The organism is Bacteroides celer (genome assembly GCF_002632415.2).
Classification (GTDB): domain Bacteria; phylum Bacteroidota; class Bacteroidia; order Bacteroidales; family Bacteroidaceae; genus Bacteroides.
This window is the reverse complement of sequence record NZ_CP178209.1, coordinates 3642580-3668032: the sequence shown is the minus strand read 5'-3', so window position 1 is coordinate 3668032 and position 25453 is coordinate 3642580. Positions and strand designations below refer to the sequence as shown.

Annotated in this window: 15 protein-coding genes and 1 other RNA gene; 13 read left to right on the top strand and 3 right to left on the bottom strand. The window is 42.7% G+C overall.

Annotated features, from left to right (window positions below):
* Positions 1–4: 4 nt before the first annotated feature.
* The 3 genes from CJF29_RS14890 to rnpB form a co-directional block, all read right to left on the bottom strand.
* Complete coding sequence (locus tag CJF29_RS14890) at positions 5–3289, bottom strand: S41 family peptidase (RefSeq protein ID WP_099147405.1); 3285 nt, start codon at positions 3287–3289, stop codon at positions 5–7.
* A 54-nt stretch (positions 3290–3343) separates the two neighbouring features.
* The gene (locus CJF29_RS14885) at positions 3344–4663 is read right to left on the bottom strand and encodes a YihY/virulence factor BrkB family protein (RefSeq protein ID WP_099147404.1); all 1320 of its coding nucleotides are present in this window, start codon (positions 4661–4663) and stop codon (positions 3344–3346) included.
* Between the two features lie 112 nt (positions 4664–4775).
* An RNA gene (gene rnpB / locus CJF29_RS14880) (RNase P RNA component class A) lies at positions 4776–5162 on the bottom strand.
* A 98-nt stretch (positions 5163–5260) separates the two neighbouring features.
* Here rnpB and CJF29_RS14875 point away from each other — a divergent pair.
* The 13 genes from CJF29_RS14875 (at position 5261) to CJF29_RS14815 (ending at position 25440) form a co-directional block, all read left to right on the top strand.
* Complete coding sequence (locus CJF29_RS14875; RefSeq protein ID WP_004303867.1) at positions 5261–6241, top strand: NlpC/P60 family protein; 981 nt, start codon at positions 5261–5263, stop codon at positions 6239–6241.
* Positions 6242–6245: 4 nt separating this feature from the next.
* Positions 6246–7397: a dipeptide epimerase gene (locus CJF29_RS14870; RefSeq protein ID WP_074560320.1), complete on the top strand. Its 1152-nt coding sequence runs from the start codon at positions 6246–6248 to the stop codon at positions 7395–7397.
* A 219-nt stretch (positions 7398–7616) separates the two neighbouring features.
* Complete coding sequence (locus tag CJF29_RS14865) at positions 7617–9152, top strand: trypsin-like peptidase domain-containing protein (protein WP_099147403.1); 1536 nt, start codon at positions 7617–7619, stop codon at positions 9150–9152.
* A 183-nt stretch (positions 9153–9335) separates the two neighbouring features.
* Entirely contained in the window at positions 9336–10196 is an 861-nt protein-coding gene (locus tag CJF29_RS14860) for an RNA polymerase sigma factor RpoD/SigA (protein WP_002561589.1), read from the top strand.
* Positions 10197–10330: 134 nt separating this feature from the next.
* Positions 10331–10954 (top strand): murein L,D-transpeptidase catalytic domain-containing protein, encoded by a 624-nt coding sequence (locus CJF29_RS14855; RefSeq protein ID WP_099147402.1) that lies wholly within the window; start codon positions 10331–10333, stop codon positions 10952–10954.
* Positions 10955–11031: 77 nt separating this feature from the next.
* Entirely contained in the window at positions 11032–11433 is a 402-nt protein-coding gene (locus CJF29_RS14850; RefSeq protein WP_004296669.1) for a hypothetical protein, read from the top strand.
* Between the two features lie 90 nt (positions 11434–11523).
* Positions 11524–12717 (top strand): clostripain-related cysteine peptidase, encoded by a 1194-nt coding sequence (locus tag CJF29_RS14845; RefSeq protein WP_004310275.1) that lies wholly within the window; start codon positions 11524–11526, stop codon positions 12715–12717.
* Positions 12718–12774: 57 nt separating this feature from the next.
* The gene (locus tag CJF29_RS14840; RefSeq protein WP_004296671.1) at positions 12775–13320 is read left to right on the top strand and encodes an RNA polymerase sigma factor; all 546 of its coding nucleotides are present in this window, start codon (positions 12775–12777) and stop codon (positions 13318–13320) included.
* A gap of 62 nt (positions 13321–13382) precedes the next feature.
* The gene (locus CJF29_RS14835) at positions 13383–14555 is read left to right on the top strand and encodes a FecR family protein (protein WP_004310276.1); all 1173 of its coding nucleotides are present in this window, start codon (positions 13383–13385) and stop codon (positions 14553–14555) included.
* A 148-nt stretch (positions 14556–14703) separates the two neighbouring features.
* Positions 14704–18129, top strand: coding sequence for a TonB-dependent receptor (locus CJF29_RS14830; RefSeq protein WP_008025355.1), 3426 nt, complete (start codon positions 14704–14706; stop codon positions 18127–18129).
* A gap of 5 nt (positions 18130–18134) precedes the next feature.
* Complete coding sequence (locus CJF29_RS14825) at positions 18135–19892, top strand: RagB/SusD family nutrient uptake outer membrane protein (RefSeq protein WP_022199540.1); 1758 nt, start codon at positions 18135–18137, stop codon at positions 19890–19892.
* A gap of 29 nt (positions 19893–19921) precedes the next feature.
* Positions 19922–22750 carry a SusC/RagA family TonB-linked outer membrane protein gene (locus CJF29_RS14820; protein WP_099147406.1) on the top strand — a complete coding sequence of 943 codons (2829 nt, stop codon included), beginning with the start codon at positions 19922–19924 and terminating at the stop codon, positions 22748–22750.
* A gap of 26 nt (positions 22751–22776) precedes the next feature.
* On the top strand, positions 22777–25440 hold the full coding sequence (locus CJF29_RS14815; RefSeq protein ID WP_008025349.1) for a RagB/SusD family nutrient uptake outer membrane protein: 2664 nt from the start codon (positions 22777–22779) through the stop codon (positions 25438–25440).
* Positions 25441–25453 lie beyond the last annotated feature (13 nt).

The window sequence follows — 25453 nt, the reverse complement described above, 5'->3', positions numbered from 1 at the left end:
GTATTTATTTCTTTTTTGACAAATCTTTTAATAGGTAGTCTACTGCTGCTTTCAGTTGCGCGTCTTCTCCTTTCAGGCTGGCTGCCGGTTCGTTATAGACTAGAATATCAGGTTGCAAGGTCTGATTTTCGAGATAGTTGCCTTGCATATCCATGCAACCTACCTGTGGGATACCGAATACAATAGACGGATCTATCTGGCGCTCCCACCACACGGCTGTCATCGTTCCTGCCACCGGGGCGCCTATCAGTTTACCAATGCCTAGAGTCTTATATACGTAAGGAGTGCCATGTGCATTGCTGTAATTGTCTTCACAAGTTAGCATGCATGAGGCTTTCAGCCATTTGTTGAATGGATCGCTGCCGATATATTGTCCGCGTGGCACGAAACGTTGATATTCCTTTCCGCTAAGTAAGGTGACCACATCATCGTGCAGCCATCCACCACCATTATGGCGGGTATCTACCACTACGGCTTCTTTATTGCGATAACGACCGAGCAATTCGGAATAGATCTTGCGGAAGCTGGGGCTGTCCATACCTTTAATATGTACATAAGCAATGCGTCCGCCGGAAAGCTCTTCAACTTTCTTGGCGCAACGCTCTACCCAACGTTTGTAAAGCAGCTCGCTTTGAGTGCCATAGCTGATGGCCTTTACAGTTTCTTCAAAACGTTTTTTAGTGGAAGGATCGTATACGGTAAGTACTACTTTGCGTCCGACTTTGCCTTCAAATAACGGGAAGTAATCAGCACCGGCTTCAATCGTTGTGCCGTCTACTTTTTCAATGATGCAACCTGCCTTCACTTCTGTCTTTTTCTGGGTGAAAGGACTTTGCTTCATGATTTCCTTGATCTTTAACCCGGCACCGTTGTATGACTCATCGTAAAAGACTCCCAGAGTAGCGGTAGGCATTGCGCTGCCTCCTGCTGCAAACCGGGCTCCGGTATGGGAGCCGTTCAGTTCGCCGAGCAATTCACTCAACATTTCTGTGAAGTCATAATTGTTACTGATGTGGGGCAAGAAGCGTTCGTATGCTTTTTTATATCCTTTCCAGTCTACTCCATGCAGGTCGGCAATATAGAATTTGTCATTTACTTGCTGGCAAACGTGGTCGAAGATGTATGCACGTTCATCATAAGGGCGGTAATCGAAGAATGCTTCAAATTCTATCGGTGTAATTTTGCTACCGGCAATCTCTATTTTCTTCAATCGGCCGCCTGTGCACATAAAGATATTCTTTCCTTCTTTATCCGGTATGAGTGAGCCGCCGCCAACTCCTTTCAATAATATTTTAGTCGTATTTTCTTTCAGTTTATGCTCCCAAAGGTCGTAGTCTCCTTCAAAAGCTGCCAGGTAATAAAGAATATCACCCTTCGGACTCATGACAGCGTCACCCAGGCGGGAAGAATTTACAGTTAGACGGACGATGCGGTCAAAACGATTCTCCAAATCGAATGTAAGAGGTTTCACTTCCGTACTGTCTTTTTTCGCATTCTCATTCTGGTTCGTTTTCTTCTTACTGTCTTTAGTGTCTTCTTTCTTCTCTGCCTTTTCTTTCTTGGCTTTTTCTTTTTCTGCTTTCTCTGCCTTTTCCGCTTCTTCAAGTAAGGCAATATCTTCTTTGCTCATCAGGAAGCGGTTGTAGGCATCGACGTCGAAAAACATAATATAGGTGTCGTCTTCACTTCCCCAGCTACCATGGCTACGGTATCCGGCACGGTCACTGTTCCATATCATTGCTTTTCCACCCAACACCCATTTGGCGTTGCTGTCGCTGTATCCGCTTTCGGTAAGATTGACCATTTCGCCTTTTCCGTCGGCTTTCAGCAAAACGACGTCTTTATTGTTCCAGCCTCCTATGCCGATGAAGTCTGATAGAATCCATTTGCTGTCAGGGCTCCATTGGAACCATTGGTCACCGTCGGCATAAGAATATTGATATTTGGCATCCATCACTGTGCGTACAGCCTTGCTTTTCAGATTGATGACACGGATAGCGGTACGGTTTTCGAGGAAAGCAACCTCTTTACCGTCAGGACTGAATTGTGGTTGGAAAGAAGCCACTTTGGAGTTTGTCAAACGTTCTTCTTTCAATTCTGTGGCATAGGTGAATTGTTTCTCCTCTTTGCGTACGATGGTGGAAGTGTAAAGCTGCCACAATCCATCGCGTTCTGAAGAATAGACGAGTGTGCGTCCGTCGGGTGCGAAACTGATGTTACGTTCCTGATCGGGTGTGTTGGTGATTTGTTTGGTTGTTTTGTAGTCAATAGAGGTTACGTAGACATCACCGCGCATAATGAATGCAACTTCTTTTCCTTTGGGAGACACAGCGATATCGGTAGCTCCGTTGGATTTGATTTGGCGGATAATATCTTTGTCATTCTTGTCTGCCAGGATACTAATGTTCACCTTTTGGGGTTGTTTGCCCGCAACAAGTGTATAAATCTCACCGTCATAACCATAACAAAGCGTGCCTGTAGTTGAAATGCTTAGAAAGCGTACGGGATGTTTGGTATGGAAAGTGATTTGTCGGGAAGTAGTGGCTCCGGGAGTACGTTGGAATATATTGAAGGAACCTTTCTCTTCACTTAGATAATAGAATGATTGACCATCAGGACTCCATACCGGTTCGCGGTCTTCACCTCCGAAAGTTGTTTGTTTTTGATAAATAGGGGCTTTTCCGGGAGTGTATGTCCAGATGTCACGGGCAATAGGGGATACCTGATGTTTACGCCAATAGTCTTCGTATCCTTTCTTGTCTTGATAGAGCATCACTCCCTCCTTATTGATAGAGATGCATTCCATTGGCATGGATGAGAACATAGCGGGGCGTCCTCCCGTCACGGGCACTTCGTATACTTGCTGGAACTGACCGGAAGGAAATCCGGCATCTTCGGCAGAGGGAGCAATGTTGGCTGTGAATAAAATGTGTTTGCTATCTTTGTAGGCAACGGGTTTCTCACTGCCCGAATGAGTGGTCAGTCGCTGGGGCGTTCCTCCTTCACTGGATACGACGAAAACGTCGAGACTTCCCATTCGGTCCGATGCAAAGGTAATCTGTTTGCTGTCGGGACTCCACACCGGTTCCGTATCAAAAGCCGGATTGGTAGTGATTTGTGTGGTACGTCCGCCGGTTGACGGTACCGTGTAGATGTCTCCTTTGTAGGTGAATACAATGGTGGTTCCGTCTGGCGAAAGAGCGCAGTGGCGCATCCATAAAGGAGATTCTTGTGCAATGCTTGTCCCTGCTAGACAGATGACAAATGCACTTAGCAGTAGCTTTTTCATTTTTTCTAATCTAATTGTGTTAAGTTCTTTTTCGCGATTTAAGTTTTGGCCTTCCTACAAATCCTTCAGTAATACTTTACTTGCTTTTTTATAGTATTCTTCTCTGGATTCGGTCAGCACCTTCCATTCGTCGTTGAATTCTTCGTCTTTGTCAATTTTGAAATTCTCGGAGCCGTATGTGTCCAAACGGTCTAGCAGGACAGCCACATTCAATTGATTGATATCCATTGAAGGCTGGTAACCGATTTCTTCACTTTTTTCGTCGGTAACCACCTCGTGAATCAATTCTATTTCCTGTAACTGATAAAGTACCTGGTTTGTCAGCCGGATAGGAATCTGGTGTTCTTCCGATATTTCTGCAGCCGTATAGGGCGGTTTGTTCTTTTCGAATCGTTTGGCTATGAGTGACATAATCAGGATGGATATAAAATCCCGGTATCGTCTGCTGATGTTACGGGTGTCCTGGTCAAAGCTGAAGCTGCGGATATTTTGTCCGGCATACGTCAGTTCAGCTCCAAACAAACAGATTGTCCAGGATATCTGCAACCAAAGCAGAAATAGGGGGAGTGCGGCAAAACTACCATAAATGGCATTGTACTTTGACACCCACAACTGGCTGTTGATGTACAGAAACTGAAAAGCCTGATAAGCGGACCCTGCCAGAATACCTGCAATGAGTGCATGCTTGAATTTCACTTTCGTATTCGGCATAAAGATATACAGTCCGGTGAACATCAGCCATGTCAGGACGAAAGGAATAAGCCGTATCATGAATTTCATGACAGGAGCGAGCAGAACGAAATCATCCATCTGCTTGAGAATGGTGCTCATAAACAGAGAAAGTCCTCCGGATACCACGATCAGAATCGGCATCAGCAGGAACATGGAGAAATAGTCCGTAATCTTGCGATACATGGATCGTGCTTTTTTCACTTCCCAGATACGGTTGAAGGTGATTTCAATATTACTGACCAGATTGATAACCGTCCATAACAACATTACCAAACCAACTCCAATGAAAATACCTCCTTTGGTCTGTGAAAGATAGGAATTGACAAATGAGAGAATGGCCTCCGTTGTTTCTATATTCCCTCCGAAGCCGTTGCGGAACTGATGTTCCATCAGGTTGTCAAATCCGAAACCGCGTGCTACGGCAAACAGAATGGCAAGTATCGGTACAATGGCAAGCAATGTGCTATATGTCAGTGCAGAAGCCTTATTGGCCATTTGGTCTTTGGTAAACCGGTTGATGCAAAGATAGACGGTCTTTATAATATTGTAGAGTGAGAACTTGGTCCGGGTCACTTCGTCTTCCGTAATGCGCCAGATGTCATACGTAAGAAACTTCCATATATCGGTGATTTTCTTCTTCATGGTTCTTCGCTGATTACTAATTGCAAGCAACTAATTACTGATTACAACAGCCTTGCTCGAACAGTCGATCCTCATCCATTAGTCATTTGTAATTAAATGGATAATTAAAAGAAAAAGCAGTCAGCCTATAAGCCGAGTTCTGTACCCCATATAATTTCCGATTATTAATCTTTAATTATATCAGGTGCCTGTCATTTATCTGAGTGGCGTGTCACCACGACACTTTAGCGGTCTACCCTCCGACATGGAGCGAGCAACTCTCATAACGCCGGTTTACATGACCTTACAACTCCTAAGACGTACAGCCCGCATGTCGCCATGCGACTGGTGGGCTCTTACCCCACCTTCTCACCCTTACCTCTCCCCGAAAGGAGCGGCGGTTATTTTCTTCTACGTTACTCTACCCTCGCGGACAGCTTTCTGTTAGGAAGTAGGATGCTCTATGTTGCCCGGACTTTCCTCCTGCACGAAACATGCACGCGACAGACCGGCCAACTGCTTTAGGCTGCAAAAATACGTCATTTATTTTGTTTTAGCCAAAGAAAGTATCACAAATAGAAATAATTTCTAACTTTGCTATCATTAAAATGGATTTTAATGAAGAAGAATATCCTCCTTTTCTATTGTTTCCTGGCGATGATGGCAGCTAGCCTGAAAGCACAGGAAATACGTCCCATGCCTGCCGATTCGGCTTATGGGGTAGTACATATTTCAGTTTGCAATTTGCGCGAGGAAGGCAAATTTACTTCCGGCATGAGTACGCAGGCATTGTTGGGAATGCCGGTCAAGGTGCTTCAGTATAACGGCTGGTACGAGATACAAACACCGGATGATTATACCGGATGGGTGCACCGGATGGTGATTACCCCCATGTCGAAAGAACGGTATGATGAATGGAATCGGGCAGAAAAGATAGTGGTTACCTCGCACTACGGATTTGCGTATGAGAAACCGGATGAGAGTTCCCAACCCGTATCCGATGTTGTTGCGGGCAATCGTTTGAAGTGGGAGGGGAGCAAAGGACATTTCTATCAAGTGTCTTATCCCGACGGACGGAAAGCATATCTTTCGAAATCCATTTCCCAACCGGAAGCGGAATGGCGAGCTTCACTGAAACAAGATGTTGAAAGTATCATTGAAACAGCTTACTCGATGATGGGAATTCCTTATCTATGGGCAGGAACCTCTTCCAAGGGAGTGGATTGTAGCGGACTGGTACGGACCGTACTTTTTATGCATGACATTATTATCCCGAGAGATGCCTCTCAACAGGCCTATGTGGGCGAACATATCGATATTGCTCCTGACTTCTCTAATGTCAAACGGGGAGATCTGGTGTTTTTCGGCCGGAAAGCGACTGCGGAACGTAAAGAAGGTATTTCTCACGTCGGCATTTACCTCGGAAACAAGCAGTTTATCCACGCATTGGGAGATGTGCACGTCAGCAGCATGAATCCTGCGGATCAAAACTATGATGAATTCAACACGAAGCGTTTACTTTTTGCTGTCCGTTTCTTACCTTATATAAATAAGGAGAAAGGAATGAATACCACAAATAAGAACCCCTTTTATCAATAAAAGAATGCAGAACAGGAGAGATTTTTTGAAAACGGCAGCTTTGGCTGCTTTCGGTTCGGGGTTAGTAGCTCATCAGGCACTAGCCGGAGAATCGTTGCTTTCTACCATTCATATAAATAAGCTCGGTTTGGGAGGGAAGATGAAAATGACTTTTTTCCCTTATGAGTTGAAGTTGAGGCACGTGTTTACAGTTGCCACTTATTCGCGTACAACAACTCCCGATGTGCAGGTAGAAATAGAATATGAAGGCGTGACGGGATATGGAGAAGCCTCTATGCCTCCTTATTTGGGAGAAACAGTAGAGTCTGTGATGAATTTCCTTGGGAAAGTGAATCTGGAACAGTTTAGTGATCCTTTTCAGTTAGATGACATTTTGTCATACGTTGACAGCCTCTCGCCAAAGGATACGGCAGCGAAAGCTGCGGTAGATATCGCCCTTCATGATCTGGTAGGGAAACTATTGGGCGTTCCCTGGTATAAGATATGGGGATTGAACAAAGAAAAGACACCTTCCACTACCTTTACGATAGGCATTGATACGCCGGATGTAGTGCGGGCGAAAACAAAAGAGTGTGCCGATCAGTTTAATATATTAAAGGTGAAACTGGGACGGGACAATGATAAGGAGATGATTGAAACCATTCGTTCGGTAACAGACCTTCCGATAGCGATAGATGCCAATCAAGGATGGACAGACCGCCAATATGCGCTCGATATGATTCATTGGCTGAAAGAAAAAGGCGTTGTGATGATAGAACAGCCCATGCCTAAGGAGAAGCTAGAGGATATTGCCTGGATAACGCAACAGAGCCCGCTACCGATATTTGCGGATGAATCCTTGCAGCGTTTAGGAGATGTAGCCGCTTTGAAAGGCGCTTTCACGGGAATCAATATAAAGCTGATGAAGTGTACCGGTATGCGTGAAGCATGGAAGATGGTGACATTGGCACATGCACTCGGCATGCGTGTCATGGTGGGCTGTATGACAGAGACTTCCTGTGCTATTTCTGCAGCTTCACAGTTCTCGCCATTAGTGGATTTTGCCGACCTGGATGGCAACCTGCTTATCTCTAATGATCGCTTTAAAGGGGTGGAAGTGGTGAAAGGAAAGATCACCCTGAATGACTTACCCGGAATCGGTGTCATGAAAATCTGACTTTACTGAATGAATGTCAGAGTGTTAAAGCCATCTGACATACAACGAATGTAAATTTGTCAGGTGTTGTCGTTAACCGCTGTTAAGCTCCAAATATTCTCTGTTAAAAGTGGACAAAAAAGAGTGACAAGTAGAATAAGTGAACGATATTTGTTATTATTTTAACGTCGTAAAAGTTAAAACAATGTCGAATATTAACATTTTAAAGAATTATAAATCATGAAACAAACAACAAAGAACATTCTGGGAGTAGGAGCAATCGTTCTTCTTAGCTCAGGAGTTGCAGGATTGACAACTTACAAATTGTTGCAATCTAACGAAGCTGCCAAAGAGACATCTTTCAATGAGATGTTCAAGCAGAATCCCAATGTAAAATTGGCCGCTTTTGATGCTGTGAACGCCCAACCTGTTGATTTGACCCAGGCTGCGGAGAATTCGCTTCATGCTGTCGTACATATAAGGTCTACTCAAGAAGCTAAGACAAGAACTGTTCAGCAAGCGCCGGACATTTTCGATTTCTTTTTTGGTGATGGACGCGGACAGCAACGTCAGGTACAGTCTCAACCTCGTGTAGGTTTTGGTTCGGGAGTAATCATCTCGAAGGATGGATATATCGTAACGAACAACCACGTGATTGAAGGTGCGGATGAAATCAGTGTGAAACTGAATGATAACCGTGAATTTAAAGGACGCGTGATTGGCACTGACCCCAGCACCGACCTTGCGCTGGTGAAAATAGAGGGTGATGATTTCCCGACTATTCCGGTTGGAGACTCCGAAGCGTTGAAAGTAGGAGAGTGGGTATTGGCAGTAGGTAACCCGTTCAATTTGAACTCTACTGTAACTGCCGGTATCGTAAGTGCAAAAGCCCGTTCTCTGGGAGTATATAATGGTGGTATAGAATCATTCATCCAGACGGATGCTGCCATCAACCAGGGTAACAGCGGTGGTGCACTGGTAAATGCCAAAGGTGAATTGGTTGGTATCAATTCAGTGCTTTCTTCTCCGACAGGTGCTTATGCAGGATATGGTTTTGCTATCCCGACCAGCATTATGACGAAAGTAATTGCCGACTTGAAACAATATGGAACAGTACAACGTGCATTGCTCGGTATTCGTGGTGGCTCTATCGGTAGCAGTTTGATGGACGACCGTCAACCGATTGACAAATCCGGTAAGACACTGGCAGATAAAGCTAAAGAACTGGGTGTTGTAGAAGGAGTATGGGTTTCTGAAATCGTAGAGAATGGTTCTGCTGCAGGAGCTGATATCAAAGTCGATGACGTAATTATCGGTGTGGATAATAAGAAAGTATCCAATATGGCTGACTTGCAGGAAGCACTTGCTAAACATCGTCCGGGTGATAAGGTGAAAGTGAAACTGATGCGCGATAAGAAGGAAAAGACCGTTGAAGTAACGTTGAAGAACGAGCAAGGTACTACCAAGATTGTGAAAGATGCAGGCATGGAAATCCTGGGAGCTGCTTTCAAAGAGTTGCCGGATGACGTGAAGAAGCAATTGAATCTGGGCTACGGTCTGCAAGTGACAGGAGTTTCCTCCGGTAAGATATCAGATGCAGGAGTTCGTAAAGGCTTCATTATCCTGAAAGCTAATGACCAGCCGATGCGCAAAGTCAGCGATCTGGAAGAAGTGATGAAAGCTGCTGTTAAGTCTCCGAACCAGGTATTATTCCTGACCGGTGTGTTCCCATCAGGTAAACGCGGATATTTCGCTGTCGATCTGACTCAAGAGTAATATATAAAATAAGGTAAGAAGATTGCAGGATAAGCTAATGAAATAGAAAAAGGATGCCGCCAATCAACTTGTCGGCATCTCTTTTTGTTTTATTAGATGAAAAATATAGTGTAAAAGTTACTTAATTTTGTATGTTAACAAATTATTTGTCGTAACTTTGCACTCCAAATCTGTTTTTAAAGAATGAGACAACTAAAGATTACCAAAAGTATCACTAACAGAGAGAGCGCTTCTCTTGATAAGTATTTGCAGGAAATCGGCCGTGAAGACCTGATTACTGTCGAGGAAGAAGTGGAACTCGCTCAACGCATTCGTAAGGGTGACCGTGTAGCATTGGAAAAATTGACACGTGCCAATCTTCGTTTCGTCGTATCTGTGGCTAAACAGTACCAGAACCAAGGTTTGAGTTTGCCTGACTTGATTAATGAAGGCAATTTAGGACTGATTAAGGCTGCCGAGAAATTTGATGAAACACGTGGATTTAAGTTCATTAGCTACGCTGTATGGTGGATTCGCCAGTCTATTCTGCAAGCATTGGCAGAGCAGTCGCGTATTGTTCGTCTCCCGTTGAATCAGGTAGGTTCGCTGAATAAGATCAGCAAAGCCTTCTCGAAGTTTGAACAGGAAAACGAGCGGCGTCCGTCTCCCGAGGAGTTGGCAGACGAACTGGAAATTCCGGTTGATAAAATCTCTGATACGCTGAAGGTATCCGGCCGTCATATTTCGGTGGATGCGCCTTTTGTGGAAGGGGAGGATAACAGCCTGTTGGATGTGTTGGTTAACGATGATTCGCCAATGGCGGACCGCTCTCTGGTTAATGAGTCTCTTGCGAGGGAAATTGATAGAGCTCTTTCTACGTTAACCGATAGAGAAAAAGAAATCATTCAGATGTTTTTCGGTATCGGACAGCAAGAAATGACATTGGAAGAAATCGGCGATAAATTTGGCCTCACACGTGAGCGCGTTCGTCAGATTAAAGAAAAAGCAATTAGAAGACTTAGACAAAGTAATCGTAGTAAATTGCTCAAATCTTACTTGGGATAAGTAAGGAATATCAGTTTCTGAAAGAAAAAAGAATTTGAGTCGCATAAGTCGCACTTTTCATATAGAAGAATGTACTTATGCGACTTTTTACATAAGCCCCATTCTATAATTCAATCTTATACTATGCGAGTTTTATGAAAAAGTCAGTTTTAATATCATTGGTTCTTATTGTTTTGGGAGCAGGGATGGTGGCGTATGCAAAATGTGCGGCATCCTCTTCTGATTCGGTGCCTGTTAAAGTAGAGCAGCGTTTGCGGGAAAAAGCACAGGCAGGAAAGGCTTATTGTGATAAGAACGGATATAATACGAATTATTGCTTTCTGGTAGATTTCAGTATTCATTCTGGTAAAAGGCGTTTCTTTGTATGGGATTTCAAAGGAGATTCCGTGAAGTATGCCAGTCTCTGTGCGCATGGATACGGGAAAAACAGTACGCTGTCCAAGCCTGTATTCAGTAATGTGGAAGGTAGTTATTGCTCTTCTTTAGGAAAATATAAAGTAGGGATACGGTCGTATAGTAAGTGGGGGATTAATGTTCATTATAAATTGCATGGATTGGAAGTGACGAATAACAATGCTTTTAAACGGTATATCGTGTTACATTCTTATACTCCGATGCCGGAAATGGAGGTGTATCCTTTGCATCTTCCATTAGGAATCAGTCAAGGGTGTCCTGTGATATCTGATGAGGTGATGAGGAAGGTTGACAGGTTGCTCAAGGCAGAAAAGAAACCTGTATTGTTATGGATTTATGATTAAGAAATACTATTTATTTGAGATAAATCGAGGTAGTCTCTTCTTTTTTGTTACCTTTGCGAAGTTAAAAATTATATGATATGAAATACGTAAAAATACTATTTGCAATTGCACTTGTGTTTACCATGTGCTCCGCTTTTTCCTTGAAAAAAGACCACTCTAAACCGGTTTATGCTTTTGGAATTTCTGCCTCATTTACGGATACAGTAGTCTATTTCACGGACATTCAGATACTAGATAGTGCGAAGGTTAGCAAGGAAGGCTTCTTGTCTCACCGTGAGTTGTATAGTTATCAGTTGAAGAATTATCTGGAGGATAACCAGTTGCAACAGAATAGTACATGTATGATTTACTTCTCGGAAAACAAGAAGAAATTAGAAAAAGAAGCAACGAAGATTCTGAATAAATACAAGAAAAATAATAGAATGACGGTGTCGCGGATTGATTCTGATAAATTCCACTTTACGAAACCGGAAGAATAATAAGCAATAGTTAAATTGTTAATATAATAAGAGATGCAGCTTTGCATCTCTTATTTTTTTATCTTTGCCTCGTAATAAACTTGAAATCTAATGAAAAAGATAAAAATATTCTCCTTGTTTGTGTGTTTGGCTATGCTGGTAATCGCTTGTCATAATGACGATGATGAAAGAGGAGTCCAGATGCGTACAGTTCTTGTTTATATAGCAGGTGACAATTCTCTTCGCAGCTTTGCCACAGAGGATTTGGCGGAAATGACAGAGGGAATGCAGTCTGTAGATGATAACTCTTATAACCTACTCGTATACATTGATACCGGATCAAGTCCTAAACTAATTCGATTGAAGAAGGATAAAAAGAAGAATGTCGTACAGGAGGAGCTAATCGCTACGTATGAAGGACGAAACTCTGTAGATGTCTCTAAGATGAAGGAGGTTATCAACACGGCATTTTCTGAATATCCGGCACAGAGTTATGGGTTGGTTTTGTGGTCTCATGGAGAAGGATGGTTGGCAAAATCGCAGAATAAAACCCGTTGGTGGGGACAGGATGGTGGTTCAAATTACATGGATATTTCCGAGTTAAAAGATGTTCTGCGTAATGCGCCTCATTTGAGTTTTCTTCTTTTCGATGCATGCTTTATGCAATCTGTTGAGGTGGTCTATGAATTGAAGGAACATGCGGATTACATAATAGGCTCTCCGACAGAGATACCCGCACCGGGTGCTCCATATCAGAAAGTAGTTCCGGCTATGTTTGCCAATAATGCATCGGCTACGGACATAGCAAAGGCATATTTTGAATTTTATGCAGATGAAAATCTTTATACTGGCAAATTGCCATATAATTGGGGCTTAGGTGATCCCTGGACGGCAGGAGTCTCTGTTTCTGTAGTGAACACTTCCATGTTGGAACAACTGGCTAAAAGCAGTAGTGAGATTATTCTGAAATATATTAAGGGCAGACAAGCGATAGCCACATCGGGCATACTCTGTTATGATTGTCGGTCCAGTAAGTATTATTATGATTTTGATGGATTAATACGTTCTTTAGGTAGTGAGACTAGCGAATATGAGGCTTGGAAAGCTGCTTATGATGCTGCTGTGGTTTATTGGAAGACTACTCCTAATAATTACTCCAGTTATGGCGGTAGTTTCTCGATGAATGGCTCTGCAGGACTTTCTACTTATATATTTCGTCAGTCGTATGAAGAGGAGATAAATCCTTTTTATCGTCAGTCGATACAATGGTACTCCGCTGCCGGATGGGATGAGACAGGCTGGTGATAATTACCATTTCAATATTCTTTAGAAGATAGGATTCTAACTTTTTGTGAAGATAGTGTGAAGAATAAGCAATCCTTATATAAGTGGTTATATGAGACGTATGAGAACGATTTGTTTTCATACGGCATTGCTTTTGGCATTAGTAAAGAACTTTTAGAAGATGCCATTCACGATGTTTTTTTGCATTTATATGAGCGTGAGCACAAACTTTGGGAAAGTCAGAATATGAAGTTCTATCTGTTGAACTGTTTGAAGAACCGGATTCGGACCATTAAGAAAAAAGAAATGAATACCGAATTTCTGGAAGAAGGTTCTGATAACTATAGTTTCCTTATTGAAGTGAACGGCTTTGAACTCATAGATGAAGAAAAAGAAAGAGCCGCTATGCAAAAACAGCTGAAAAAGATGCTGGATAGCCTTACAGACCGGCAACGGGAGGCTGTATATCTTCGTTATACCCAAGGACTTAGCTATGAGGAAATCGGGAAATTGATGGGAATACAACCTAAAGCAGCACAGAAATTAGTGTATCGGGCTATCGAACAAATGCGTAAAATTCAGCCTCAAATTATTTATTTTTTCCTTTTCGGTTATTTTCTTTAATTTTCGTGGGGGTATTTTTGTTCTTTGCGTGTTTTTAAAGTGAAACCGTAAAAAGAACGAGTATGCATTCAGATCGAATACCCGAATCGACAAAACAATGGCTACAAAATGAAGACTTCATATTGTGGTGTCTGGCTCCTACCCAGGAATCGGAAGAATGGTGGGTTAATTATCAAAAAGAGCATCCCGAAGATCAAGCATCCCTACAGGAGGCCCGCAAAATCATATTATCTGCCCGGCTGAATCCGGTTCAGCGCTTACCCGAAGAATCAGAAAGATTGTGGGCACGTATAGAGACAAGCATGGAGCGTCGTGATAAGAGACATCGTTTTATCTTATTTACCCGTTATGCTGCCGCCTGTGTACTAATATTAGGTATTGTTTCTTTCTGGTTGATTCATTCTTTTCAGACGTCCGGAACTGCTGATGATCTGCTTGTCAATGTGAAAGCAGATACTCTGTATCAGAAAGTAATGCTGATAAGAGATGATGCGGAAGCGATTCAGATAGAGAATAATGCCGTCATTACTTATGATAGCAATATTACTATTCAATCCGATGGTAAGGAAACAGAGATAATCAAAGAGGGAGCGGTTCAACCCGGAAAACAAAATACACTGATAGTTCCTTATGGTAGCCATTCATCCATTGTATTGGCAGACGGATCGAAAGTATGGATTAATTCCGGAAGTAAATTACGTTTCCCTTCCTCTTTTGGTCCGGGCGAACGCAGGATAAAAGTAGAAGGAGAGATTTATATAGAAGTTGCCAAAGATACTTCCCGGCCTTTTTATGTAGAGACACCCCAACTGACAGTTAATGTATTGGGAACAAAGTTTAATGTGTCTGCCTATGCTGATGATGCATTGCAATCCGTGGTGTTGGTAGAAGGAAAAGTAAATGTAAAAGCAAACTCCAATGAAGATTTTGTCCTTTTGCCTAATCAGCGTTTTAAGTTGAGTGATGGGATATCCGGCATCGACGAAGTTAATGCTTACGATTATATTTCATGGAAAGATGGCGTACTTCAGTTCCGGGGTGAGACAATGAAAGATATTATCCAACGGCTAAGTCGCTACTATAATGTATCTATCACATGTACGCCGGAAGTTGCGCAAAAGTGTACAATGGGAAAACTTATCTTATTTGATGATATAGAACAAGTCATGAAAACCTTCTCGTTGCTGTACGATGTCCAGTGTACAATTGAAGCGGGAAGTATAAAAATCGAGTAATAACCCTAAAAATTTAATGCCTATGAATAAACCACAGAAATGAAGCCTTTGTAAAAAAGAAGTTCGGAAGAGAGGCAACTCTTCCGAACCCGTGAGATTTAAATTTTTCAATTACTTATGAAAAACCTAAAAATTGATACGCAAAAATATGGAAAATTCCTATTACAATCATGCAAATAGGGCATATTTTCTTTGTAAATCATATCTGTTTGTGAAATTTTTTGTTATTTTTCTATTTATAGCGAATGTAACTCTCGCTAATGGAAATGGAACGAGCGAACTCTATGATATAAAGAAAGGGACTCTACTGGAATATTTTAAAGATATAGAGAAAGAAACAGGCTACGTTTTCATCTATTCGAAAGATATCCGACCTAGTTTAAATCAAGTTGTCAGTGTAGATCTATCCAGGAAGAAGACAATCACAGAAAAATTGTCAGCCTTGTTTGAAAAGACAAATCTGGTATATGAAATAAATGGAAAACAGATTGTTGTAAAGAGAAAAACGGCAGTGAAAAAGAATCTTTCTTCACAGCCACAGGAGCCTCGGAGAATAACCGGTACTATTACCGATACAAAAGGAGAACCGATTATCGGTGCCAATATCAAGGAAGTCGGTACATTTAACGGCATAATTTCCGATATAAACGGGCGCTTTGCCTTATCTGTAAATCCGAATGCAGTTTTGGAAATCAGTTATATCGGTTATGTCACGACGACAGTACCTGTAAAAGACAATAAAGTGCTTTCTATTGAAATAAAAGAAGCCGAGCAAAGTCTGGAGGAAGTCGTTGTTGTCGGCTACGGAAAGCAGAAGAAAGAAAGTGTGACAGCATCTATCGCTTCTATTTCGAGGAAAGAACTGGTACAGACACAACAATCCAATATTAGTAACATGCTGGTAGGACGAATGCCGGGATTGATTGCTTTTCAAAGAAGTGGTGCTCCCGGCGAAGACGCTTCCAGTCTGTTAATCAGAGGTGTCAGTACATTTACAGACAACACGGCTCCTTTAATAATGATCGATGGCATCGAACGAACTAATTTTGACGGCATAGATCCGAATGAAGTTGAATCATTGAATATACTTAAAGATGCTTCGGCAACAGCGATCTATGGAGTAAAGGGAGCTAACGGCGTAGTATTAATTACTACCCGTAAAGGGGAAAGAGGGCGTCCCCGGTTGAGCTATTCGGGTAATTTTGCTTTGCAGCAATCTACCCAGCTCCCCAGTTATCTGAATAGTGCGGATTATGCAACTTTATACAATGAAGCTTTAGAAAATGACTCCCGGGTTTCGGGTTCTACCTACCAACCGAAATTCACGGATAAAGATATTGAATTGTACAGAAATGGCTTTGATCCGATTTTGCATCCGAACACTAACTGGATAGACGATTTTCTTAGAAAGTTTTCTACCCGCACTCAACATAACATCAACCTTTCGGGTGGTACAGAACGTGTGAAATACTTTATATCGGGAAGTTATTTCGATCAGACCGGTATCTATAAACATACCAAGATAGATTCGGATCATGATGTAAATCCCCGTAACACCCGTTATAACTTCAGAACTAATTTCGATTTTCAGATAACGCGGGACTTTTCGGCAACTGTTCAAATGGCCGCCCAGATAGGCAGAGTGATTACTCCGGGCTCCGGTAACAGTGGAATCTGGCAAGCTATTTCTTTTGCCAATCCCTTGAGCTCTCCGGGATTGGTGGACAATAAAATTGTCCGCATACAGGATGGATTGGGAAGCGTCAATCCCTGGCAAACCTTATTAAGCAACGGTTATCAGAAAGATAATAGAAATAACATCAATACAACATTACGTCTGAATTATGATTTATCATCTTTGCTGACCAAAGGTTTGTCCGTACACGGGAGTATCGCGTATGATAGCTATTATTACAGCCGTAAGAAATATTCGAAAACCTTTCCTTATTATCTTGCGCGCCGTGATGCGGAAGATCCGGATTACATCTATCTGATCCCCCAATCAGAAGAGAGTATCTGGTCTGTAAGTACCGGATGGGATAAGAACCGGAAAGTATATATGGAGTTTGGAATTGATTATAATAGAACTTTCGGGCTTCATAAAACGACAGCACTTATTCTGTATAATCAGAGTAAATACTATTCCCCCTCCCTTCAATATTATGTACCTAATGCTTATCAGGGATTGGTAGGACGATTGACCTATGAATATGCCTCCCGTTATTTGGCAGAATTCAATATGGGATACAACGGAACCGAGAATTTTGCCAAAGGCAAACGGTTCGGATTTTTTCCTGCTGTTTCATTAGGTTGGGTCATCAGTGAAGAAAAGTTTTTTCCGAAAAACAATATCGTTAAATATCTAAAGGTGAGAGGGTCCTACGGAGAGGTAGGAAACGATCAGATAGGTGGTGATCGATTTTTGTATCTGCCGTCTTCTTATGGAGCAGCGAGCGATTCGGGTGTGAACAAGTATAATTTCGGTTTGGCTTCCAATCCGTATACTTCACTGATGATTGTTGAAAATAAAATCGGTAATCCTGATTTGACTTGGGAAAAGGCGAAAAAGATGAATGTCGGTGTAGATATTAATCTGTTCAATAATTGTCTGACTGCTTCATTTGATATATTCAAAGAAAAACGAAATAACATATTAGCCAACAGATCAACATCCCCCATGATTATAGGTGCTAATCTTCCTGCATATAATTTTGGAGAAATGGAAAATCGCGGTTGGGAAATGGACCTTAATTTTAGACATCATATACAAGATTTCCATTATTGGGCACGCTTCAATTATTCATTTGCGAGGAATGAAATCATCTACATGGATGAAGTGCAGAAGAGATATGATTATCAGATGACTACCGGAAGAAGAAAGAATCAGTTTTTCGGACTGATCTTTGACGGATACTATAACTCGTGGGAAGAAATCAATGCATTAGACCGTCCTAAAAGTTCATGGAGCGGGAATCAGTTGCAACCGGGAGACGTCAAGTATGTAGACGTCAATCAGGATGGAGTGATTGATGATTACGACATGGTTCCGATAGGATACACCCCCGTACCGGAGATTATTTACGGTTTCTCATTCGGAGCGCAATATAAAGGATTTGATTTCTCCATCTTATTTCAGGGAGCCGACAATGTATCCATTAAATATTTCGGACGGTCGATGTGGCCTTTCGCGAAAGGAGAAGAGAGTGCGAAATCTCTGATAAAAGAACGTTGGACACAGGAACGGTATGAGGCAGGAGAAAAGATCACCTTTCCCCGTTTGTCTCTGAATCCCAACGGAGAAACCGATCACAACTATCGTCCTTCTACTCTTTGGATACGGGATGCCAGTTATTTGCGATTGAAAAACCTCGAAGTAGGATATACATTTACCGGAGGTTTTGTCAAACGGCTTAACCTGAATAGTGTAAGATTATATTTCAACGGTTCCAATTTATTCACGTGGACAGATGTGGTAGATCTGGACCCGGAAGCACCTTCGAGAAGTGGAAATGTTGAAATCAATACATATCCGTTGCAGAAAGTATATAATATTGGTCTTAATATAAATTTTTGATAATCATGAAAAGAATAACATATATATGTGCAATACTTCTGTCGTCTGTATTGATGTTTTCGTGTAGTGACTATCTGGAAGCTCCGCCCTCTGTCGATTTGGATGAAGACGGTGTCTTTGCCGACAGGACTTTGACAGAACAATACATAACAGGCATCTATGCAGAAGGTATGCCGCTGGGGTTCTCGATGGGAAGTAGCGGGATCGACCGTAAATTGTGTGCAACCTCAACCCTGGCAGGAGCGTGTGATGAAGCCGAACAAGGTGCAAACTGGGGGAAGGGCAATGCCTCGTGGAACGTGGACAATCATAACAACAGCAGCATAGACTGGGATGAAGACCCCCGTCACAACACCCGTTGGCAGACATTACGAAAATGCAATATCGTGCTTGAACGTATTGACGAAGTGCCCGATGATCCGGGAGACGTTGATTTTAAGACACGTTCCAGAGGCGAAGCCTATTTTATGCGGGCTTTGGTCTTCTGGGAAGGAGTATATAGATATGGTGGACTGCCTATAATACACCGTAGAATAAATCCGTCGGAAGATGGTAAACTACCCCGTAATACATTTTCCGATTGTGTAGACTCCATTCTTGTCGATTGTGACCGGGCTGCCTCCATATTACCGGATTATTATACGAATTCGATATTGGTAGGACGGGCAAACAGGATAGCCGCCTTAGCCCTCAAATCCAGAGTACTCCTGTATGCGGCGAGTCCTTTGTTCAATACCGACGATCCGTACCTTCCTTTAAGTGGAAATAATGACCTGATAGGATATGGAAACTATAGTAAAGAACGCTGGAATGAAGCTGCTAAAGCAGCCAAGGCAGCCATTACCGCTGTTGAATCTTCTGGCTATTATGACTTGTACGATGAGGGAACACCTGAAACAAATTACGAACATGTGTGGACTGCTCCCGATAACAAAGAAATAATTCTGGCCAACAAAAAATATCGGAATTTCACAACAAGCAGTCATCCCATAACAAGCAATATACCGGCATGGGCGGGAAGTAGTTGGAGCGACGGCGGTCTTTTTACAACCTTCAATTTCGTGCGTTTCTATGAGAAAAAAGACGGGAACCAACAAACATGGAATATGGATGGTGGCGATGATCTGCTTGAAAAGTACGACGAACTGGACCCTCGTTTTGCGCAAACCATTGCAGCACATGGAGCTAACTGGAATACAGAGATTGGAATTCTTAATTTTCTGCCCGGTGGAGCTCACAATGTAGCCAATGATAAAACGAAACACCTGGTTCGCAAATGGGTACCTCGCGTACTAAGAGCAACGGCTCCGCGCAACTCCACTAATATGGACTGGATTGTCTTCCGGGTAGCCGAACTCTATCTGAATTATGCAGAAGCTTTGAATGAATATTATGAAACTCCCCCGAAAGAAGCATTCGATGCAGTCCTGAAAGTTCGTGAACGCTCCGGAATGCCGGGCTTTCCTTCCACTTTGAATAAAGAGCAGTTCAGGGAGAAACTGCGAAGAGAACGAGCCGTGGAACTGGCTTATGAAGATCATCGTTTCTGGGATATAAGACGTTGGCTGATAGCCGATGATGAAGGTGTTATGAAAGGTGCCATGTATGGATTGCAGCTCTCCGCTGTTACAGGAGCACCGGGTAAAGTACATTACAAACCTTATGTCTTTGAAAACAGATTATGGAGTGACCGTTCTTATTTACATCCTATCAAGCAGACCGAAATAGATAAAGGGTATATGCTTCAGAATCCGGGATGGTAAATATGTTCAATCAACTAAAAATAAAAGGTATGACAATAATAAACAGTATATACAAAGGGAAGCGTTATGCTATACTTTTGACTACTATTCTCACTTTTTATGCTCCCGTTTTGTTTGCTCAACACATAGCCGACTCTGCACTTGTAGAAGTCGCCTATGGGCAACAACCGGAATGGAGGCGAACAAGTGCCATTTCTTCCATACGTGGGGAAGATTTGCTGAAAACTACTTCCGCAAGCTTGGGAAATAGTCTGCAAGGACAGCTTCCCGGACTAACATTGTTGCAACAAAGCGGAGAGCCCGGCTATGATTTCTCTATCGCGAATCTCTACCTCCGGGGACGTACTTCCTATGCAAGCGGACAAAAAATGCTGGTATATGTCGACGGTTTCGAAGCCCCGATTGAAAGTCTGTCCACTGCGGAAATCGAGTCTGTAACATTATTGAAAGACGCTTCGGCTCTGGCTTTATATGGTATGCGTGGTGCAAATGGTGTTTTATTGGTGACAACCAAGAAAGGATGCGTTTCCGCTCCGCAAGTCAGTATCCGTTTACAAACGGGAATACAACAACCGTTGGGCGTTCCCGATCCTATCAATGCGTATGATTATGCCACCTTATACAATCAGGCGCGTGTGAATGACGGATTGCCTCGTTTATACACTCCAGAGGAATTGAATGCCTATCAGAACAACACCGATCCTTACTTTTACCCCAATGTAAACTGGAAAAAGGCCATTTTGAATAATACAGCTCCTTTGAGTATGGCTGATTTAAGTTTTAAAGGAGGAGGAGATGTGGTGCAATACTATGTAATGATGAATCTTTTGCAGAACATCGGTTTCTACAAAGACACCGATAAAAAACGCCGGGAAAACTCGAATGCCTATTATGCGAGCTTTAATTTCAGGTCTAATTTGAATATCCAGATAAGCAAACACCTGTCTACCGGACTCAATTTTAGCGGGAGTGTAGGTAATCGCTCTATTCCCGGAGGCAGCAGTTCTGCCAACGGACTTTTGGGAGCGATATGGAGAACAGCTCCGAATGCATTTCCGGTGTACAACCCCGACGGATCGTATGGAGGAAATGCCGCTTTTACCAACCCGGTCGGTAATATCGTCAGCAGAGGGCTTTATAAAGAAAACAGCCGGACTTTCCAACTGATTTTTATGCCTAAATACGACCTGGAGAAACTGACAAAGGGATTAAGTGTCAGTGCCGGTATTGCCTACAACAACTATATGGCGGATTCATCTATAAAGAATCAGAATTATGCCCGTTATTCTCTTTCCAAAGGAGCAGGGGGAGAGGTGCTATATACACCCTACGGCGCTGATTCTCCTTTGGAATCCGATGAAGGATTCCGTACTGACTGGAGCCGTCTGAACTTTAAGGCACAGTTGGATTATGATCGCGTTTTCAAGCAACATCAACTCACTGCCAGCATCTTTTTCCTGTCTGATTTATATCAGAAATATGGAAGTCGTGATGACATTAAATACTTGAATTATGCAGGGCGGGTAACTTACTCTTATAATCAAAAATACATAGGAGAATTTGCAGCTTCATATACAGGTTGTGATGATTATGCTCCTGGAAAAAGATATGGATTCTTTCCCGCTTTCTCCGCCGGATGGATACTGTCGAAAGAAAACTTCATGAAAAATATCAACTGCGTTGAATATTTGAAACTAAGAGCATCTATCGGACTGGTTGGAAACAATCAGAATGAGAACGGACGTTATCTGTTCGACCAGACTTATAGCAGTAACGGCTCCTATTTTTTAGGTACAGGGTCGTCATCAACAGGCGGGTTTCGGGCAGATATGATTGCCAATCCCGATATTAGTTGGGAGAAGGAACGTGTATTCAATATCGGATTGGATGCAGTTTTACTGAAAGGGCTGTCGGTAGAATTCGATTATTTCCATAAAGAAAGATATGATATCCTGTCACAGCCGTATTCCACTATTCCCGGATTTGTTGGAGCCTCTTATGGCGACATATTGCCTTATATGAATGTAGGTAAAGTAAAGAATCAAGGTTTCGAGGGTACGATCAGGTACGAAAGCAGTCTTAAAAACAACTTCAACTATTACGTTGAAACATCGGCGTGGTATGCAAAGAATGAAATTGTCGATATGGCGGAAGAAGTGAAACTCTACGATTATCAATATCGTAAAGGACGTTCCGTGAATACTCCTTTTGTACTTGTTGCTGACGGACTGTATCAGGAGAGTGATTTCGATTCGAATGGAAGTCTGAAGTCACATTTACCGGTACCGCAGTTTGGAGAAGTAAACCCCGGTGATATAAAATATATCGATAAAAATGGTGATGGAGTAGTCGATTCCAATGACTCCTATCCTGTGGGATATTCTAATATTCCGGAGTGGAATTATGCTTTGAAAATAGGCTTTGAATGGAAAGGGATAGACGTTGAGGCTTTATTTCATGGCGTTGCCAATAGAGACATCTATTTGAGCGGGCCGTTGGCTTATTCCTTTACCGACAATGGCTCTGCTTCAAAACTGGCTCTCGACAGCTGGACACCGGAGAATCCCAATGCTTCTTATCCCCGTTTGTCTACCCGGACATTTGAAAACAATTACCGGATATCTACATATTGGAAAAGAAACGGAAACTACTTCAGAATGAAGAATATCCGGATTGGATATACCTTCCCCCAGTCAATAGCAAGAGCGATAAAATTGTCCAGATTGTATGTGTATGCTAATGCGAGCAATCTTTTCACCGTGAGTCATCTTGACGGATTGGCCGACCCGGAAAGCAGTTCTTTGATTACATATCCGTTGACACGTTCCTACAACCTGGGAATAAAAATTGATTTTTAATAGGTAAGAACAAAAATATAATAATTATGAAATACCCAATAGGTTTATCTATCATATTGAATGCTCTTGCTGCTATCAGCATATTGTCCGGATGCAGTGATTATCTGGACAGAGAGTATGATTCGTTTATCGACAACGAGATGACCTTTACTTCCTATGAACGTACAAGCAAATTTCTAGTCAATGCTTATCGGTATCTGCCTGATGGTTTCAACCGTATCGGTTCCGAAGCTATGTTGGATGCCGCTACCGATGATGCCGAACATGCTAATGCCTCCTGCAACATCCAGCACTTCAACACCGGAGCCTGGAATTCAAGGTCCAATCCGGATGATTTGTGGAATAAGTATTACGCAGGAATTCGCATAGCGAATGAATTTATAGAAAATGTAGACAGAGTGAATCTGGATAAATACAGACTCGATCCGGATAATCAGAATGAATATCAGAACCGTCTGAATGACTTGAAAACATGGAAATATGAGGCCCGTTTTTTAAGAGCGTTTTTCCATTTCGAGCTGGTGAAACGTTTCGGACCTGTACCTGTGATTACTTCTACACTATCCGTCAATGCGGATTATTCGGAGACTCCACGCCCGTCTATGGACGATTGCATCTCATTCATCTCCAGCGAATGTGATAAGGTAGCCGAAGTGCTCGATTTAACTCCGGGACGAGGAATCGATTCGGATTTGGGACGTGCAACGAAGGGAGCCGCATTGGCTTTGAAAAGCAGAGTTTTATTGTATGCGGCCAGTCCCTTGTATCTGGACTGGCAGAATTTTTCGGAAAGCGATCTTCCTTCCGATATGGAGAAATGGAAAGCTGCGGCACAGGCTGCGAAAGACGTAATTGATCTGGGCATATATTCGTTGTATGGCAGTTATGCCACTTTATTCAAGAATAACTTTCAGAATTCCGAGTTTATTCTGATGCGTCGTTATGGAAACAATTCCGACTTTGAAAAATACAACTTTCCTGTCAGTTATGGTGGGGTAGGCGGCATCAATCCTTCGTTGAATCTGGTAGACTCTTATGAAATGAAAGATGGCAGCTATTTTAGTTGGGAGAATGAGGAAAATGCCGTTCGTCCGCAATTCTACCGGGATGACAGGTTGAATGCTACCATTCTGCTGAATGATTCCGTTTGGAAAAGCACGGCGGTAGAGAATTGGGACGGTGGAAAAGACGGTCTGGGCGTTACCAATGCAACCAAAACCGGATTCTATCTGAAAAAATACCTCAATGAAGATGTGAATATCCAAACCGGCGGAGGAAGTCAGGGACATATCTGGCCGTTGTTTCGTTTAGCGGAGATTTACCTGAATTATGCGGAAGCCTTGAACGAATACGATCCCGAAAATGCGGATATAGCAGAATACGTCAATCGAGTGCGCAGCCGTGCCGGACAACCGAATCTGCCTTCCGGATTGACGCAGGACGAAATGCGTGAGCGTATCCGGCGTGAACGTCGTGTCGAACTGGCATTTGAGGAGCATCGTTCGTGGGATGTAAGACGGTGGAAGATTGCGCAAGAAACACTCGGAGGAGATTTGCTAGGTCTTGAAATCACCCGTAAGAATCAGGCTCGAAGAGCTGTTACCCGGAATTCCGTAATACCGGCTAACGAAGTTCCGGAAGGATGGCATTATTACGATGGAGACGAATTCAATGATTTGGTCATAAACAACTCATATTGGGGACAGTATGGAAGCGACACTCCGGTAGGAAACTCCCAGTATGGACAACCCACCGGAAATATCCAGACTTATCGTAAAAAACAGATTACGATTGAGAAAGGGAGTGGCGGATTGAGCTTTGCCCGGATAACAGCCACCAAGGACGACAATCCACCGGCTCCGACATTAAGCACTGCCAGTACGAGAGAAGGATGGTGGTCGGGAGCTTTGTCCAGCCGGGATACCGACAAATATGGTTATCAGGGGAAATATTACCCTCTGCATTCCCGCATTGAGATTCGTGCAAAAATACCTTATATATATGGTATATGGATGGGACCGTGGTGTCGTCATTATGCAGGAGCCAGTGTTGCGGAACTTGACATCGAAGAGTTTTTCGTCAAGGAATTTGAGAATACGGCTTCACCCCGCCGGCTTAGCCAGGCTTTACATTTGCATGATAATAAAACAGGCAATCTGGGAATCAACGTGAATGGGTACGGACGACATACAGTGCTTGATTTTGATCCGGGAGCAGACTTCCATACGTATGGCGTTCAGGTAGATCCGGACCCGGTTTCTCCGGATAAGCATGCTATCATCAGCTACCTGTTGGATGGTAAAGTAACCAATACATTCAAGACGATTGACTATGATGACAGATATAATACATTTATAACCAAAGCAATAGCGGAGGGAAGAGAAAAGCGAACCTGGGACATTGCGATAACCGGACAAATCGGAGGAAAGAATGAAAATGGTATCGGCTATCCCGAAGACAGGAATGCCAATTTGAGAAACGTTTCGATGGATGTAGATTGGGTACGTGTATTTACCCGGGATGAAACAGAACCAGAGATTCCTGAAAAGCCGGAATATCCCGTCGAGAAGTTTGATTATTCCCGTGCTGTGGTAGAAAAGAGAGTGTTTGATTCTAAAATGTATTGGTATCCCATACCTGAAAGTGAGATTCTGCAGTTGAAGAACTGGAAACAGAATCCGGGTTGGTAAATCATTAAAAAGA

Coding starts and splice junctions, on each gene's coding strand:
- CJF29_RS14890 (WP_099147405.1), bottom strand. CDS start 3,289: ATGAAAAAGCTACTGCTAAGTGCATTTGTCATCTGTCTAGCAGGGACA.
- CJF29_RS14885 (WP_099147404.1), bottom strand. CDS start 4,663: ATGAAGAAGAAAATCACCGATATATGGAAGTTTCTTACGTATGACATC.
- CJF29_RS14875 (WP_004303867.1), top strand. CDS start 5,261: ATGAAGAAGAATATCCTCCTTTTCTATTGTTTCCTGGCGATGATGGCA.
- CJF29_RS14870 (WP_074560320.1), top strand. CDS start 6,246: ATGCAGAACAGGAGAGATTTTTTGAAAACGGCAGCTTTGGCTGCTTTC.
- CJF29_RS14865 (WP_099147403.1), top strand. CDS start 7,617: ATGAAACAAACAACAAAGAACATTCTGGGAGTAGGAGCAATCGTTCTT.
- CJF29_RS14860 (WP_002561589.1), top strand. CDS start 9,336: ATGAGACAACTAAAGATTACCAAAAGTATCACTAACAGAGAGAGCGCT.
- CJF29_RS14855 (WP_099147402.1), top strand. CDS start 10,331: ATGAAAAAGTCAGTTTTAATATCATTGGTTCTTATTGTTTTGGGAGCA.
- CJF29_RS14850 (WP_004296669.1), top strand. CDS start 11,032: ATGAAATACGTAAAAATACTATTTGCAATTGCACTTGTGTTTACCATG.
- CJF29_RS14845 (WP_004310275.1), top strand. CDS start 11,524: ATGAAAAAGATAAAAATATTCTCCTTGTTTGTGTGTTTGGCTATGCTG.
- CJF29_RS14835 (WP_004310276.1), top strand. CDS start 13,383: ATGCATTCAGATCGAATACCCGAATCGACAAAACAATGGCTACAAAAT.
- CJF29_RS14830 (WP_008025355.1), top strand. CDS start 14,704: ATGGAAAATTCCTATTACAATCATGCAAATAGGGCATATTTTCTTTGT.
- CJF29_RS14825 (WP_022199540.1), top strand. CDS start 18,135: ATGAAAAGAATAACATATATATGTGCAATACTTCTGTCGTCTGTATTG.
- CJF29_RS14820 (WP_099147406.1), top strand. CDS start 19,922: ATGACAATAATAAACAGTATATACAAAGGGAAGCGTTATGCTATACTT.
- CJF29_RS14815 (WP_008025349.1), top strand. CDS start 22,777: ATGAAATACCCAATAGGTTTATCTATCATATTGAATGCTCTTGCTGCT.